This is a genomic window from Litoreibacter meonggei, assembly GCF_003663885.1.
Taxonomy (GTDB): Bacteria; Pseudomonadota; Alphaproteobacteria; order Rhodobacterales; family Rhodobacteraceae; genus Litoreibacter; species Litoreibacter meonggei.
This window is the reverse complement of the sequence record NZ_RCCE01000011.1, coordinates 32,918-49,533: the sequence shown is the minus strand read 5'-3', so window position 1 is coordinate 49,533 and position 16,616 is coordinate 32,918. Positions and strand designations below refer to the sequence as shown.

The following is a 16,616-nucleotide window of genomic DNA, read 5'->3' as shown; positions in this document are numbered from 1 at the left end:
CTGTCTCATCTTCCACTCCTCAGTGGTTACGATGAGCCAACAACCCTCTCTTATCAAATTGCCCTAGTTGGACCCATAGGCGCTGACGTCAGACACTCGCCAATATGGGCAGGCGCAAAGTAAGTGCGGGTGTTGAAAATTCCGGCATCTTGCGGAAGCGTTGAAGGTCGATCGACATTTACACCAAGCGTATAAGCCTCATCATCCAAGGATGCTCCGGTCGAAAGCTCGCGTGCCTCGGTTCTCAGGTTCATGCTGGAAAACCGAGCTTCATCAATCAACTTCACCGGCGCGTCAAAAAGCACAGAGCGTTGGTTAAACTCGTAAAAGTCATCTTCTGGTTGATCCAGTTCGACCCGCGGGAAAATCGCTATCCAGTGTCCGCCCGCGTCAGCGACGATATTCCGGACGTAGTCCAATCGACCATCTTGACCAAAGAGGTTGATGGTCACGTTCGAACCCGGCTCAGCGGTGCCTGTGAAAATCGGATCGATCAACAGGATCGGTAAGAACTGCGCATCGTCAATGCCATCAATTGCACGTGGCCGATCAGCTTCATCATCGACTGGCGTGGGCTGCGGCACGATTATTGCATTGTCGGTGACACTGTCAGGTCGACCATTAGGATCATTCACAATTGGTGTGGACCCGCCCACGCCGGTGGCGACGTTGGTGATGTCATTCAACACATTTGTAGTGAAGCCAACAAAGGCCTCATACTCGATGGTAAGGCTTTCTCCGGGCTGTAGAACCGGAATATTGATAATCAGGGTTGTCGCACCCGCGATTGAGTTAGGGGAGACGGAACCCAAGGCCGGGTCGGACAATGAAATCACGCCCGTCAGTTCCAGATCACCGGGCAGTGCATCAGTGACGACAGTGTTGAACGCCGGAGACGTGGCAGACGCCTCGTTGCTGATCACCACTGTATAAACGATTGTGTCACCAAGAAACGGCTTGATCGTTGTCGTTGACTTATCGATCGTCAGTGATGGCTCAATAATTTCGACTGTTGACGTGTCGATCAACTGATCAAGCGGTGCTTCCCCTGCGGGGGTGACGCTTAGGCCCGCAGTATTGGTCAATTGAACATCTTGCACATTCGCCGCGACATTTGCCGCGCGAGCTACTACTTCTACGACAATTGCATCCTCTGCTTCGGTAATCGTTCCGTTGACATAGGTGTTGACGAGATTGTCGAATGTTACGGTCAGCAATTGACCCGAGTTACTGACGGTCGTGCCGCCGTTAATAGCGATCTCGCTACCAACCTGCGTCACCGTAGCAGACACGAAATCCAGACCCGCGGGGAGCAAATCCGTCAGGACAACCGTATCCATAGAGATTTCCGGCAGTGTCAGAACAAGCTGATAGGTAACAGTTTCACCAATCGCCAAACCGCGAACATTATCGCCGTCGCCGTCCTCCGGAGTTTCCACAAATCCGGATGCTATATCGTTCTTTGTCAGCGTCGGGTTGCTGGACACGCGATGATCATCGGTCACGGGTGTGTAGGTTTTTTGGTTCGGATCATTTCCGGGTGCAGAATCGTACGCCGCCGTTGCCGTGTTAAAGACAGACGTTAAAGGCGGCGTATTGGCATCAAGTGTGGCTGCATAATCAATGACCAAAACATCGTCAGGCATAAGGACCGCAACATTTAGGGTGAACCCAGTGCTCGTCGCAACCAGCTCACCTGCACCAGGCGTGTAGGGCGCTCCATTCAAGGTGATACTGATTGAACCGGTGTTCAACGTGAACTCTGTCGGAAGCACGTCCGAAACCACAACATCATATGCCGGACCGGTCGCCGACGGCACAATACCAGGGCCGGTGTTGGTCACATTGATCGCGAAGTTACCAACGTCTCCTGGATCGACAGCAAGCGGGCCAGTTTTATCGATGGACAGTTCTGGTTCGACCACGCGGACATCAGCGTCAACCGTTGCCGTGTTGAGCGCGGGTGTTGCGCCATCGGGATCAACGGTCAGCGTTGCCGTGTTGGTCAAAGTTGAGCCTGCGCCCATGTCACTATTCACCCGTCCTGTCACAGTGAAGGTGATCACGTCGTCGGGGCCTATCGTTGCTGGCGATGTGTCCTGAGGGTTGCGGATGTCACCAAAATCAAGGGTGAAGTCGTTAGCACCGGTTAGTGTGAAGCTCGGCGTTCCCAAGGCGGCACCAGCCAGATCGACCAACCCGGCGCCGAAGGCAACATTATCGAAACTAACGAAATCCATGCCAGTCGGCAGGTTGTCTGTGAAAATCACGGACTCCATGTCGATCTCAGGCAAGTAGAGAGAGTAAGTGTATATGACCTCTTCGCCAATTGCCAAATCGAACGGGGTAGAACCTGCAGTACTGTCTGTTTCAGTGAAAGAGGATGCTATTGGCGTTTTTGTCAGGAAAGGCTCAGTTGCTACCGAGTGATCATCCGATGTGTTATAATCACGGTCGTCAACGGGGTTGCCCATATCATCCAGTGGATCACCGGGCAGGCTGTCATAGTCAACTGTGGCGGTGTTCGGGAAGGTTTGCGCACTAGGTGCGTTTGCGTCCAGAACGGCCTGATAGGTGATAATCAGTGTGTCGCCCGCATTGACTGGAATCGGATCGCCGGACCCACTCTCCACCATTGAGAACGAGAACCCGCCCGCCGTCTCTGTGATCACAACGTCAGCTTGGCTAAAGCCCCCGAAGGAGAACATCACGCTGCCCGGTACGAGGGACAGATTGGGATTGCCAAAGGTATCCGCAATCAACAGATCGAAGGCAGGGCCGGTGCCAGTGTTCTCAATCGCAATCTGATAGTTGACGGTGTCACCAAGGTTGACCGCAACATCACCGGTTTTGTCGAGCGTCAGCATCGGTTCGACAATCTCCACGTCTGCCGTGTCGACGACCTCGTCCAGCGGCCCCTCGCCACCGGGTGTGACGGTTAGACCCGCCCGGTTGGTCAGCTGCGTATTCGGCAAGATACCCGTGTTTGCCGCGATGTCATCAACGCGGGCAACTACTTGAACGACGATCGCATCGTTGGCGCGCGTACCCGTGCCATCAGTGTCACTGTTGATCACATCGCCTAACGTTATGGTCAGGAGTTGGCCCGCGTCGACAAAACTTGCACTGCCGTTCACCGTGGCCAGCACATCGCTGCCATCCACCGTGATGGCACTGCCGAGTTCGGTAATTTCAGCAGAAACGAAGGTCAAACCAGCTGGCAGAAGATCGGTCAGCACTACGCTGTCCATCGTGATTTCTGGCAAGGTCAGGACAAGCTCATATGTGACGGTCTCGCCGATGGCGAGGTCTTGCACCAGGTCAGCGTCATTGTCTTCCGGTGTCTGTGCGTGTTCGGACGCAATGGTCGTCTTGTCCAAGGTAGGACGCGTCGCGACAGTATGCTCGGCAACCACTGGCGTGTAAGTTTCCTCAACAGGATTACCGCCACTATCGACCGGATCTCCCGGTGCGCTATCATACGCTGCGGAGACTGTGTTGGTGAACGTGTCCAGCGCCGCAGCGCTCGCCGATAGCTGCGCATTATACGTAATCACAACAGCATCTTGCGGCATCAGAACGTCAATATTCAGCGTAAAGCTATTGGCGCTTGTGACCAGTTCACCCGCGCCGGGCGTATAAGCAACACCGTTTAACGTGATGGAGATTGCACCGGCATCAAGGGTCATATCCGCAGGCAATGTATCGGTGATGGCGACGTCATATGCGGGGCCGGTCGCATCGGGAATGGCCCCTGGGCCAACATTGTCGACAGCAATGACAAACGTTCCCGTATCGCCCGGATCGAGCGCAACCCGACCTGTCTTGTCAATCGTCAGCTCGGGTTCGACGACGCGCACATCTGCTGTCGCTATGGATGGCGTCAAAGCAGGGCCACCTGTCGTGTCAACTTCAAGCGTCGCCGTGTTGGTGAGCGTGTCACCGGCAGACATATTCGAGTTCACTCGGGCGACAACCTCAAGCGTTATGATGTCGTCCGCGCCAATACTTGGCGGCGCGTCTGCCGGGTTGCGAACGTCCCCGAAATTAAGCTCGAAGTCATTTCCTGTCAGCGACAGCACAGGGATACCCAACGCACCGCCCGACAGATCAGTCAGCCCCGCACCGTAGGACACGACGTTAAAGCTCACAAAATCCATGCCATTTGGCAAATTGTCGGTGAACAGAACCGTATCCATATCGATTTCAGGCAAATACAGTTGGTAGGTGTACGTCACCTCTTCGCCAATCGCGAGGTCAAACGGATCGGAACCAAGCACGCTATCCGTCTCGGAAAAGCTTGAAGCGGTCGGAGTTTTGTTCAGGAACGGCACCGTTGCGACAGAGTTGTCGTCGCCCGTCATATAATCGCGGTCATCAACCGGGTTGCCCATGTCGTCCACCGGATCGCCCGGAAGACTGTCGTAATCCACAGTCGCGGTGTTGATAAAGGTCTGTGCGCTAGGGGCGTTGATGTCCAGAACAGCTTGGTAGGTGATAGTCAAAGTATCACCCGGATTGACCGGAATTGGATTACCTGTGCCGTTGTCATCCAACTCAAATGTGAAACCATTTGCGGTTTCAGTGATCGTCACGTCAGCCTGCGTAAAGCCGCCAAAGCTAAACATGACGCTGCCAGATACGAGCGACAGATTGGGATCGGCGAATGCGTCTGCGATGATGAGATCGAAAGCAGGTCCAGTACCCGTATTCTCGATTTCAATCTGATAGTTGACTGTGTCGCCGGGATTCGCCGCGACATCGCCGGTCTTTTCCAAGACTAGATTTGGTTCAACGATTTCAACCGTCGACGTGTCTGTCACTGGCGAAAGCGCCGCCTCGCCGTCTGGGGTGATTGTAAGACCTGCGGTGTTGGTCAGTTGCGTATTTGGCAGTGCGCCGACATTTCCAACAACATCCTCCACCCGCGCTACGATTTGAACAACAATCGCGTCATTGGCACGCGTTCCGGTCTCATCGGTATCGCTATTCAACACGTCACCTAAGGTAACGGTCAGAAGCTGACCTGCTTCAGCAAAGGTGGCAGCAGCATTAATATTAGCAGGAACTGTGTCGCCCCCAACCGTGATAAAGCTACCTATCTCGGTCACTTCAGCGGACACAAAGCTCAGGCCTGCTGGTAGCAGGTCTGTCAGAACCACACTATCCATCGATATCTCGGGCAGTGTCAAAACCAGCTCATACGTCACGGTCTCGCCTATGGCCAGATCTTGGATCAAATCACCGTCGGCATCTTCAACCGTCTCATTGTGTTCAGACCCAATCGTGGTCTTATCCAGAGTTGGCAGAGTAGCGATCACATGCGTGTCAGTAACTGGCGCGTATGTTTGCTCGATCGGGTTACCCATGCCGTCCAGCACCTCACCAGGTGCGCTGTCATATTCTGCCGAAGCCGTATTCTCGAATGTAGTCAGAGGTGTTGCCCCTGCATCCAAAGAAGCAAGGTAGTCGATCTGAATTGACTCTCCGGGCAGCAAAACGGCGAAGCTGACGTCAAAACCAGTCGCAGTAGTTGTCACGCTAACGGGTGTAAGAGCGTTGCCTGCACCATCGGTGATAACAAATGATGTCGTCTCCAGCGTCATGCCAGCTGGCAACGCATCCGAGATGACAACATCGTATGCTGGGCCCTCTGCCCCTGTCGCACCGTCATTGGTCGCGACAATTGTGAAGCCTTCCGCAGGTCCACCCGGGTCCATGGCGACCGGCCCCGTCTTTGCAATGCTCATTTCGGGTTCAACAACGCGCACTTCGGCTGTCGTTGTCTGGATAGCAAACGGTGCATCACCGACAGGATCAACGAACAGGGAAACCGTGTTGGTCAAGACGTCACCGGCACTAGGTATCCCGCCTTCAGTGACACGTGCGACAACTTCAAACACCAATACATCATCCGGCCCGATAGAACCGTCAGACGCGTTGTTCATTGCCCCAAAGTCCAGCGCAATCAATTGCGGGTTGCCGACGTCAGGCGTCGCGGTGACAGTGCCGCTCGCGCCGGTTCCATTTACGTCAACGACGTTCGCTGACAAGAACTCCATGCCATCGGGCAGCAAATCAGACGCTATCACGCTATCAAGGTTAATCTCCGGCAAGGTGATCTCGAAGCGGAAAGTCACTTCCTCGCCTATGGCTAAGTCAAACGGACTCGAACCAAGCTCACTATCTGTCTCGGCAAAGTTTGACGTAAACGGCGTCTTGGTGATGCGTGGGACTGTCGCAATGGTATGATCGTCATCGTCGGTCCCGTCACGGCCCGTCGGGTTGCCATCCGCATCAACGGGATCACCCGGCGCACTGTCGTAATCCACCTGAGCCGTATTAATGAAGGATTGCGCATCAGGCGCATTGAGCTCTATCAGGGCGCTGAAGGTGATCGTAACGGTGTCACCTGGTAAGATCGGCCCAGCGATTTGATACTGGAAGCCATCCATCTGACCTGGTGCCGGCTCAACCAACGTGCCAGCAAGCGTCGAAACAACCGACCCCGTTTGATAGGTCAGGAACGCGTCACTGAACGTATCAGTTACGTCGATGTCGTAAGCAGGGCCAGTTCCGTTATTCGTGACAGTAATGGAATAGTCGACGATCTGCCCCGGATCACCACCCACTTCGCCTGACTTGACGATCTCCAGATCGGGTTCCACGACAGTGACATCTTCGGTGGCGACAACAGGACTTTGCAAAGGCGTCAAACTCAGCGGATCTAGGACCTGAAGCGTTGCCGTATTGGTCAACGTCATCCCTGCACTCGCAGCGGCGACGTCATCTACAATCGACGTTACACGAACAACAATGGTGGTGTCGGTCACGGCTGCATCGTTGTCACCAGCAATTACGATTGTGCCAAAGTCAAATTCGACTTGATCACGACTCCCGCTGATGTTGATGAAAGGGTTGGTTTGGGTATCGCCCGCAGTAACGCCGTTGAGCGACACACCCGTGAACGTCACAATCTCCGCAGATTGCGCTAGAAGTCCGGCAGTCAGGTTATCAGTCAAGGTAATATCGGCGGTGCCTTCCGGGACAGTAATTGTCAGAAGGTAGCTGACCTCTTCCCCGACATTTAGGTTGGCACCCGCTGTATTTGCGTCGCCGCTGCCTTCGAACGACTTATCCAAGCTAGCATCCGGAGTTGTGATATCCGCCGTTGTGGTCGGGCCGGTGTAAGTGCGCTCTTCCTCTGGGTTCACCGGATCGATGATCTCGGTACCCGCCGGATTGCTGTCATAGCGTGCCACTTCGGCAGTATTGGTGTAAGTCGAGCTGAACAAAGCGCTGTCCTGCACCGTCGCGTTATAACTGATGACGGCAATGTAGCCTGCCGGCAGATCAGGAATTACCACTTGCAACTCACCTGCTGCGTTGACGGAGCCGAAAGGCGCTTCCGCCGGTGTATATGGTGTGGTGCCGTTCGCTTCGAACAACGCAATGTCGAGTGAAACAGGGATGGCAACAACCTCGCCCCCAGCCCCATCATCGTTGACGATCATGTCGTAAGCTGGCCCGTCACCGTCGTTGGTGACCGTCACTTGATAGGCGACAACATCACCCGCATCGGCTGTCGATGGCGTTACAGATTTGTCGATGCTGAGATCAGGCTCAACAACCTCGACAACTGCATCATCTTGCACCGACGACGTTCCACCGTTCCCGTTTGTAAAGCTCAATACGCCTACATTGGTCATACTGTCCGCTGTATCTACGAGAGGATCAGCGGTCAGCCGGGCCGTCAATCGCACGACAATCTGATCGTTCACATCGGTTGCGCTACTGTCCAAATCAACGAGGTTGACCAATGGACCGAAGTCGAAGGTCGTATCAGCGCCCCCAGCGTTGGCTCCGCTGTCGGCAACACTTAAAAGAGAGCCAGAAATATCGGACCCTAGCGAAACAACGGTAGATGAGACGTATTCCATACCCGCTGGCAGCGTATCAATCAAAACCACATCGGCGATGGAGCCGTCTGGGATTGTCAGGACGAATTCATATGTGACCAGCTCACCGATCCCAAGATCCGTACCCGATGTTTCGGCGTAGCTCGTGCTGCCGCTAACCACCGATTTGGCGATGTCGGGCGCACGCGTGATAACTTGTTCGGTGTCACTCAGGGAATACTCACGGTCATCGCCGTCGGCACCGCTGTCGTCCTCTGGGGTTGTATCGAAAACCAGATCGGCTGTGTTGGGCAAGGTTAATCCTGCGGCAACATCACTATCGACGGTGCCGTTATAGACGACCCGCACCGAGTCATTTTGGTTCAAACGATCAATGAAAATCTCGAACGCGTTTGCGTTGCCCCCGACACTCGTTGTCAAAGCGTAGTTAGTGCCATCAAAAGCAGTTGGCGTTCCGTTAACAAGCAACTGAATGCTGGCCGTGTTCAATGTCAACTCAGGGTCAAGTGTATCGCTGAGTGTCAGATCAAACGCGGGCGCGTCGCGGAAGCGCGCAGGATTTGTGATATCTACGGAATAGTTGACGACTCCACCTGCATCCACAATCGCGGGGCTGGCGGATTTGTCGAGTGAGACATTGGGCGTGGAGACGCGAACACTGGCATTGTCGCGAACTCTCGTTTCATCGCCAGAGGCGTTTTCAAATGTGATCGACGCTCGATTTCGAAGTAACTCATTAGTGCCGGGCGTCCCGATATTGGCGTCTTCTGCGCGGGCAAAAACGCGAATTTCAATGAAATCGTTGTTGGGATTGTTGTCCCCGGCATTCGTCAGCGTATCGAAGTCAAAAGAAAAAGCATTACCCGAAACAGTCGCGGTATCACCCACCGCCAAAAGGCCGGTGTTGGTCATATTCATATCGGTGGCGCTACCTAAGGTGACGATCTCTGCATCATAGATCGTCAAGCCACCAAAGATCACGCTGTCCGAGATGACCGTATCGTACATAACGCCTTCAGGGACATCTACGCGAATGATGAAGGTGAAGTTTTCCCCAATTGCCACCTCATTGCCGCCACGTCGCATGGTATTGCCGTCAAATTGCCGCGCCTCGAGTGTTTTGGAAATCTCGATGGATTCAGTCGTGGCAAAGGCATCGTCTTGGATCGGGTCGACCACACGGTTTACGGGTCCGTTCACGTCAAATGGCAACCCATTGCCTTCAAAAGCATTGTAACTGGCTATGCCGGCAGTATTTGTGATCCGTTCGTCAGGGGTCACGACCGCATCAACCAACAAGTCATAGGTGATGACTATGACGTTCTCGCCCGACGTAGCATTAAATGCCGAAATCGCGCCCTCGAGCGGTCCATCATCTACCAACAAGAGTCCTTGGGCAGGATCAAAGAAATCTGCATCCGTCGCGGGGCTACCATCCGCTCGCGTGAAACTAATCGCATTCCCAGCACCATCTGTAATGGACAGGTTGTAACCGCCTGTGGGCTCGACAAACCCGGCGGGAAGGGTATCTTGCACAGTAATGTTGAAAGCACCGTTCGGCGCGCGGCCCGTGTTTTCCAAAACAACGCCAAACGTAACGATGTCACCCGCATTGACGTTCTCAACATTGGCATCAACAGACGCAAGAGCCAGACCGTCCGATGTGACCGTTCCAGAAAAACGTGGCACCGTCGCATCGGGAATGGTAACCCCGCTCAACCCCGTCGGTCCGTTGACAATCGACGTATCAGGGTCCGCGCCATCAGTCGCTAAGACCCCTTTGGTGATATTCAGATCAGGTTCCGCATACTCAAAGTTGGCAATAGCTGTGGTTTCGGTTTCGTCGCCAAAGGAGTTGTATTCGTAGCCTGTCGCTTGGTTCGTCAACAACAAATCAGGCGCAAAAATAGCGTCCTGAACAGTTACCGTGAACAAAAGTTCAATCACCAGCGGGCCGCGCTCAGCCAAAGTGAAACTGCCGAACTCAAAATCTATCTGGTTATCCGAAGCCACGGTCGAGATTGTTGGTACGATTGCACTCAAGTCGGAGGACGTTCCCGGACCATATGTAACCACACCAGCAAGCGGAGGCTGCCCTGAAGCAGCATCAAAAGACATGTTGTCAATTTCTGTGGCGTCGAACACAAGTTGGGGCAAGTTGTCGACCAAACGGAAATCTTCAAACGCCCCGAGCGGTGCATCATAGATGATCGAGAACGTGACGGTGTCCCCCGCCGCAATCACAACATCCGCTGGCGGGTTGTCGTTACCATTTAGTGCATAGACAGACTTTTCACGGATCGCGCCTACCGCCAATTGAACCGAGCTTTCGCTGACGTCTGTTAGCGCGACATTTGTTCGGGTGGTGGGGTCGGCATTGTCGCGCACGTCTGCCGTAACGGTAACAGTATTCTCGATAAAATCGCCTTGGCTCAATTGATTGAGGCCAGAAACACCGCTGTTCGTATAAGCATCTGCGATGGTCGCAAGATAGGTGATCGTCACCGTCGTCTGTGACCCGCTCTGTGTCCCGTCGCCAGCGATGTCACCGGTCAAAAGTCCGTCGGAACCCGCTGCGATCATCGCGTTAGACAGATCAAATGTAACTGTCGTCTCGCCGGTGGTTCCGTTGAAACTATTAGACTCATTTACGCCAAATGACGTATCCGTCGCAATCCCACCAACTTCTTCAACCGTTGTGAATTCACCGGAGTTTGCCACATAAGTCCAAGCGTCTCCTAATATATCCTCGACAACCAGGTCACCCATAGTGAAGTAGTCGGACACTTGGATTTCAAGCGTGAACTGGTAAACATCATCCGGAGTGACCAAACCCAAAGCCTGATTGTCCGCCACCAAAGCATTGCTTTTCTGAATCGACAGCGTGGACGCTTGTAATGTGTCGACTGCTGTATCCATCACCGCGATCGAAGCATCGTCACTATCAAGCGGATCCCACGTGCCGGAGCCCGTTACATTGTTGGTGACCGGCGCATCAACGCCAGTGGTCTCGTCATTCGTTGGCGTTGCCGTGTTCGACGGATCATTGCTGACGTAGTAGTCAAACGTGACCGTCACAAGATCTGAAACACTGTAAAACAACACTTCCAAGGTATTATTCGGCGCAGCCACCTGCACACCGACCGGAGGTTCCGTAATCGTGTTTACAGTTCCGCCAGAAATCACCGGATTGCCCAAGTAAACAAGCTCCGGAGGTAAAGTGTCGGTCAGCGTAAAGTCGGTCAGCGTTTGGCCCGGTGCCACATCGATTGTCAGCACATATTGATAGACGTAGTTCGGACCAGTCGATGCCTCGGTCTCTGGAGCCGTGTTCACTTTGGTCACTTCGAACAGCTCTGGCTGAACCGTCGTAGAGGCCATAGTTTCGCGAATTGGGGCGTCAACCAGCGGGTTATCGAGCGGATCGGACCCTAACGCAAACCCACCAAGAACACCAAATGTTGGCATTGATCCCAAATCTTCCTGATCTGAGAAATCAATAATCACATCAATGTCGACTGCCGGGTTGCCCGGCGAAAAGGAGCCATATGGCAGTTCAAAAACAACCAACGTATCGTTTTCCGCGCCACCTGTTACGACAAACGGGTCGCCCATCGCATCCAGCAAAAACGGGTGCAAAGCCTCGCCGGCCGCATCGAAGACGATCTCGTGCGTGACGATCGGTGCACCCAGAAAAGTGGCGCTATCAAAGGTGGGGCCGTCGCCCTCCCCATCGCCGCCGGAGGTCGGAATGATAATCTCTGCGTAAGGGACGTAACCTGAATCGGGACCTTCATTGTCAAACGTAAGCGTGAATGCGACGTTTTGTTCACCCAGCTCAATCACTTCATCCGGATCGGTTGTGGTGAACGTGACGTCGGGATCACCGTCCAGAACGATGCGATCCTCGAGCACTTCAAACTTTGGCAGTACAGTCACGGCGACCGCTCCTTTTTGGGTAGGCTACGCTTGCCTTGCGTCGATTACTTGCGCGCGAGTTTGTAGGTCGGTTGGTTCCGTACATCCTTGCGAATGTCGGTCTTGAATCCCCAACGCTTCAGAAGCACACCGCGCGCACGCGCCAAATTGGCCGCCGCAATCTCGCGGGTAGCGCGCGCGGTTGCCACGGCTTGCTCGGTTGATTGAACCTGCTGATAGCTCGAAAGAAGCGCCGAAAGAAGCGCGATCCCTTCGCCGCTCACACCCTCGTTCCATCGGTTACGCAAGGTGTTTAGATCACGCTGCGCAGCCTGCTGCGCTCTTCTCTGAGCAACCAAGTCCTGCGTCGCCACGATGTACTCATTTGCAGATACATCCACCTCGGCCAGAATGGTCGAGATTACGGACAGAACCTGACGTTCTTGCTGCACCGTTTCAATCCGACGGCGCTTGTAACGTGCGTCGCGCTCGTCAAAGCCAAGCGGCACCGAAAACTTGAGACCGACCAAATGACCGTACCCGTTGTCGCTATCGCTGAAAGCGCCTGACAGGCTGCGCCCGTTGGTGCCACCGGAAGCGGATGCTTCAAGCACCAAATCCAACTCCGGCAGGCTTTCGTTTGCAGCAACTCCCTCACGCAGAAGCGCCGCCTCATATTGCAAGATGGCCTGCTGAAGCTCTGGGCGGTTCTTGAAAATTTCTTCAATCGTGTCTTCGGTTCCAAGAACCCGCAATGCACCATTCGGCGCCGACGAAGGCAGCAACTCTACGTTGCCGGGGCCCATACGCGGGTCATTGACCAATGCCGCCAGCCGGAACTCCGCATTGTCGACAGCAGCTTTCGCCCGAACAGAATCTGCCCGCCACTGCGCCGCAAGAGAGGCTGCGCGACTGACGAGGATCGGATCAGCATCGATATCAACACGATTGCGGACTTGATTGGACAAGCGCTGACCATGCCCGGCCAGATGCGATTTCTGGACAAATACCGCGCGCGCTACGTAGAGGTTCCAATAGGCACGCTCTGTTTCGAGTAGGTGCGATTCACTTTGCCGACGGAACTCCTCCACAGCGATTGTCGTGTCCATGTTTGCGATGCGACGCGGCGCATCGTTATGAATCACTCCACCACCACGCAGCAACGGCTGCACAAGCGCAATCGTGGTCCGCGAGTCCGTCTGTTCACCTGGAATATAGCTCGTCCGATTTGTGTTAGTGGAGGTGAACCGTTGAGATACCGAGATTTCGCCGCCTGTGATCAATCGGCTGCGAACGCCAAATTCGACCTCATCCTCGTCTGTGATCGAACGCGCAGCACCTGCGGCGATTGCCGGGCTAGACGCGCGGTCATTTTCACGTGACCTGCTAATTTCTGCGAAGAACTCGGGGACAAATCGTCCCCGCGCTTCTTGAATGGCGGTGCCGCGAATAGCAGGCAAGTCGCCAAAGGCTGCAATCTGATGCGAGTTCTTGACTGTTGAGTTCACGATATCCGGCAACGAGATGGAGCGGTTTCTCTCGCCTTTTGAAAGATCTGTCTTGTGGATAGAGCTGGCCCACCATTCACCCGCGGTTCCCGGCGCTGATGTCCGCGCGACTTGACGAACCTTCTGGAGCGAAACGCCCGTCCCTTTTTCCTTCGCTTGGATCAGCGCATAGCGGCCAAGGGCGCGTCGCAGATACACAGCGCGATGACCGGGGTTGCGAAAACTCTTGTAGCCGATCGTGTCGACAGGCCATTGCTCTTTGGCGGAATCACGGGTCACACGAAATTCATCGACACGCGCGCGAGCTTGCTCGGAAGTCAGGTTCACACCATCGCGGTTCGCTGCCTTTTCTTCTGCAACACTTGGGGAAAACCCGCGTGGCAACGGCGTCTCGCCTCTGCCCGGAAAAAGTGGTGTTTCAGCACATGCCCCAAGGGATAAAATCGCTGTAAGTCCGAACAATATTCTCTTAGCCATTATGCCCCTGCTCCATGGTTCAATTTATTTCTGATCAATGCTGCCACCACATTCTTTGGGTCACTTTTTACTCAAAAACCGGGACGCAACAACACCGTCGAGATTGAATTTTTGCCAAACGCAATTTTCTTGCGCGCCAGTGCAACAGTACGCTGATTTTCCCCGTTTATACTTTCTTTGTTGCGTAGTATCCACCTACCAAGCCAATAGGGCTAGAGTTATCGCACTGCACAGTCATCTCTAAGGGGAAAATCCAATGATCCGTCGCATTTGCACATTAGCCCTACTGGGCTTTGCCGTATCGCCTGCGGCGCTTTCCCCAAGCTATGCGCAACAATCCGCCACCACGCCGGCTCCGCGGGTGTTCACCACTATTCAAGTAGACGGCAACAAAAGGTTTCGGGACGGCGATATCATCGCAACGTCTGGACTTGAAACTGGCACCGTGCTTGGGCAGGAAGACTTGCTCGCTGCCGTTGAGGCGCTTGAATACACAGGCGAGTTCGAAAATGTTGTTATCACGTCTTCGGGAAACAACTTAATCGTTACGGTCGAGGAAACCCCTGAATACAGCGGCGGCCTGACCTTCGGGCTGGGTTTTGACTCCGATACAGGGCTTTTCGGGGCAGCGGGGCTGGCGCTCGACAATGCATTTGGCAAAGACCTAGAGCTCCGCGGCAACCTCGTCGTCGCGGAAGAAGCTCAAACCCTGCGCTTTCAGGCCAGGTCAACGAATTTTTGGTCGGAGGGTGTGCGTGGTGGAGTGCGTTTGGCATACGAAAATTACGAGTACGACAACACGACTTACGACTACGCCTTGGCAAAAGTTGAGCCCTACGTCGTCTTTGATCTGAATCAGAAGGCCGCATTGGAACTGCGCTACACATTGGCCTCCAAGGACATTTCCAACGTCGCAGCGGCGGCCTCCCCCATCATAGTCGCCGAGGCGGGACGCAAGACGTCGTCGGGCATTGGCTTTAGCCTTGCCACCAGCTCTTCGTTGCTGGGCGGTGAAGAGTCTGTACTAGACAGCTGGTCGGTGCGGTTTGATCAGGATTTCACTGGCCTCGGCGGCGACACAGACTTGTCCCTCAGTAAACTGTCGCTCTTTGCGCGGAAGTCGCTGACGCCGGGCGGCCTCGCAATCCGGACGCGCGTCGAATTTGGTGCGGTGACGGGCTTGAGCGGTGACAAACCACGCGCCAGCGAACGCTTTACATTAGGTGGCGCCTCACTAAGAGGCTTTGCTCGTGGTACGATTTCACCACGAGATGTTTGCACAGGCTGTGCGGTTGGCGGCGGTGATCAGGTCACAGAGCTGGGCGGCGACTACTACGCCGCTATGCGGACCGATGTTCTTGTGCCAATTTTCAAGGATCGCGACAGCATCGAAACTTTCGCGTTCTTCGACATCGGCAGCGCATGGGGTGTTGATACGTCAACTGCACCTGCTGGCACACTGAACAGCGATCGCAATTTCCGAACTTCCGCAGGTATCGGCATGTCTCTCGACACCCAGCTTGGCAAGTTCGAGGCTTATCTGGCTCTGGCCGAAAATGCTCGCCAATACGATGAACTTCAAGCCTTTGGCCTTACGTTCCGAAGTGAGTTCTAATTTACTCCAGAACACCTTGCGAAAGGCCCTAGGACACGACGCTGCGGTTCACCGCCATACTCAGGGTTGTTGAGCGCCTGTGCGGTTCAAGCTCACCGAATAAACACTGGTGGTTGCAGTGATAAACAACTGGTGCTTCGCCCGCCCGCCAAAGCAAACATTCGACACCAACTCTGGCACAAGAATCTTTCCGAGAAGTGTTCCTTCCGGGCTAATGCAGTGCACGCCATCGGCGGCCGAGGACCAGATATTCCCGTCCGTGTCGACGCGAAATCCATCAGAAATGCCCGCGTTGACCGTATGGAAATGCCGCCCACCCGTGACCGCTTCACCAGTCACATCATAGCTGCGAATATGCCGCTCTGCCGCTTCGTCAAACATTGCACCGGTGTCAGCCACGTAGAGCACGCTTTCGTCAGGTGAAAAAGCCAGTCCATTTGGGCAGGCCATGTCCGAGACAACTTCAGTCACGGCGCCCGTACCGGGATCGACGCGGTAGACGTTGCAGGACAATTCCTGTTCGGCTTTGAAGCCCTCATAATTGGTCATGATGCCATAGTGCGGATCGGAGAACCAAATCGAGCCATCCGATTTGACCACTACGTCATTGGGCGAGTTCAAGCGTTTTCCATCAAAGTGATCTGCGATCACGGTTATGGTCCCGTTATGCTCCGTGCGGGTCACGCGCCGCGTGCCATGTTCGCAACTGATAAGCCGGCCTTGATGGTCGCGAGTGTGACCGTTGGTGTAATTTGACGGTGCACGATAGGTCGAAATTCCGTCTCCGGGGGTCCATCGCATGATCCGGTTGTTAGGAATATCAGAGAACAGCAAGCAATTGGCATCCCCAAACCAAACCGGCCCTTCGACCCAATCGAACCCGGTGGCCAGTTGCTTGACGGGAGCGTTGCCCATCACAAAATTCGCGAAACTAGGGTCGTGGACTTCGAAGAATGACACGGGGATTTCCTTTGCTTCTACTTCCGGCTCGAAAAACTCTAGCTGAGTTTTAACCATTTGACCGCAGTTATTTGCAATCTCCGCCCTACCAATTGCTTACCCGAGCATCTTGGTATGAAACCCCACAAGTTTGGGTCGATTGCAGCTTTGGGCATTGGCTCGATTACCAGTTCGCAATTTTACCGAACGGGAATTATATCGCGCCAGTTGCGTTCATGT

General features: G+C 54.3%; 4 protein-coding genes. 1 reads left to right on the top strand and 3 read right to left on the bottom strand.

The annotated features are described in order from the left end of the window. Positions 1-53: 53 nt before the first annotated feature. Positions 54-11,858, bottom strand: coding sequence for an isopeptide-forming domain-containing fimbrial protein (locus tag BCF46_RS19420; protein ID WP_121028407.1), 11,805 nt, complete (start codon positions 11,856-11,858; stop codon positions 54-56). A 44-nt stretch (positions 11,859-11,902) separates the two neighbouring features. After that, positions 11,903-13,822, bottom strand: coding sequence for a TolC family protein (locus BCF46_RS19415; RefSeq protein WP_121028405.1), 1,920 nt, complete (start codon positions 13,820-13,822; stop codon positions 11,903-11,905). A 256-nt stretch (positions 13,823-14,078) separates the two neighbouring features. Between BCF46_RS19415 and BCF46_RS19410 the strand changes: the two genes are divergently transcribed. Further along, a complete protein-coding gene (locus BCF46_RS19410) occupies positions 14,079-15,437 on the top strand; it encodes a BamA/TamA family outer membrane protein (RefSeq protein WP_121028403.1) in 1,359 nt (452 codons plus the stop codon). A gap of 60 nt (positions 15,438-15,497) precedes the next feature. Here BCF46_RS19410 and BCF46_RS19405 read toward each other — a convergent pair whose 3' ends face one another. Next, positions 15,498-16,454: an SMP-30/gluconolactonase/LRE family protein gene (locus tag BCF46_RS19405; protein ID WP_211332853.1), complete on the bottom strand. Its 957-nt coding sequence runs from the start codon at positions 16,452-16,454 to the stop codon at positions 15,498-15,500. Positions 16,455-16,616: the final 162 nt, after the last annotated feature.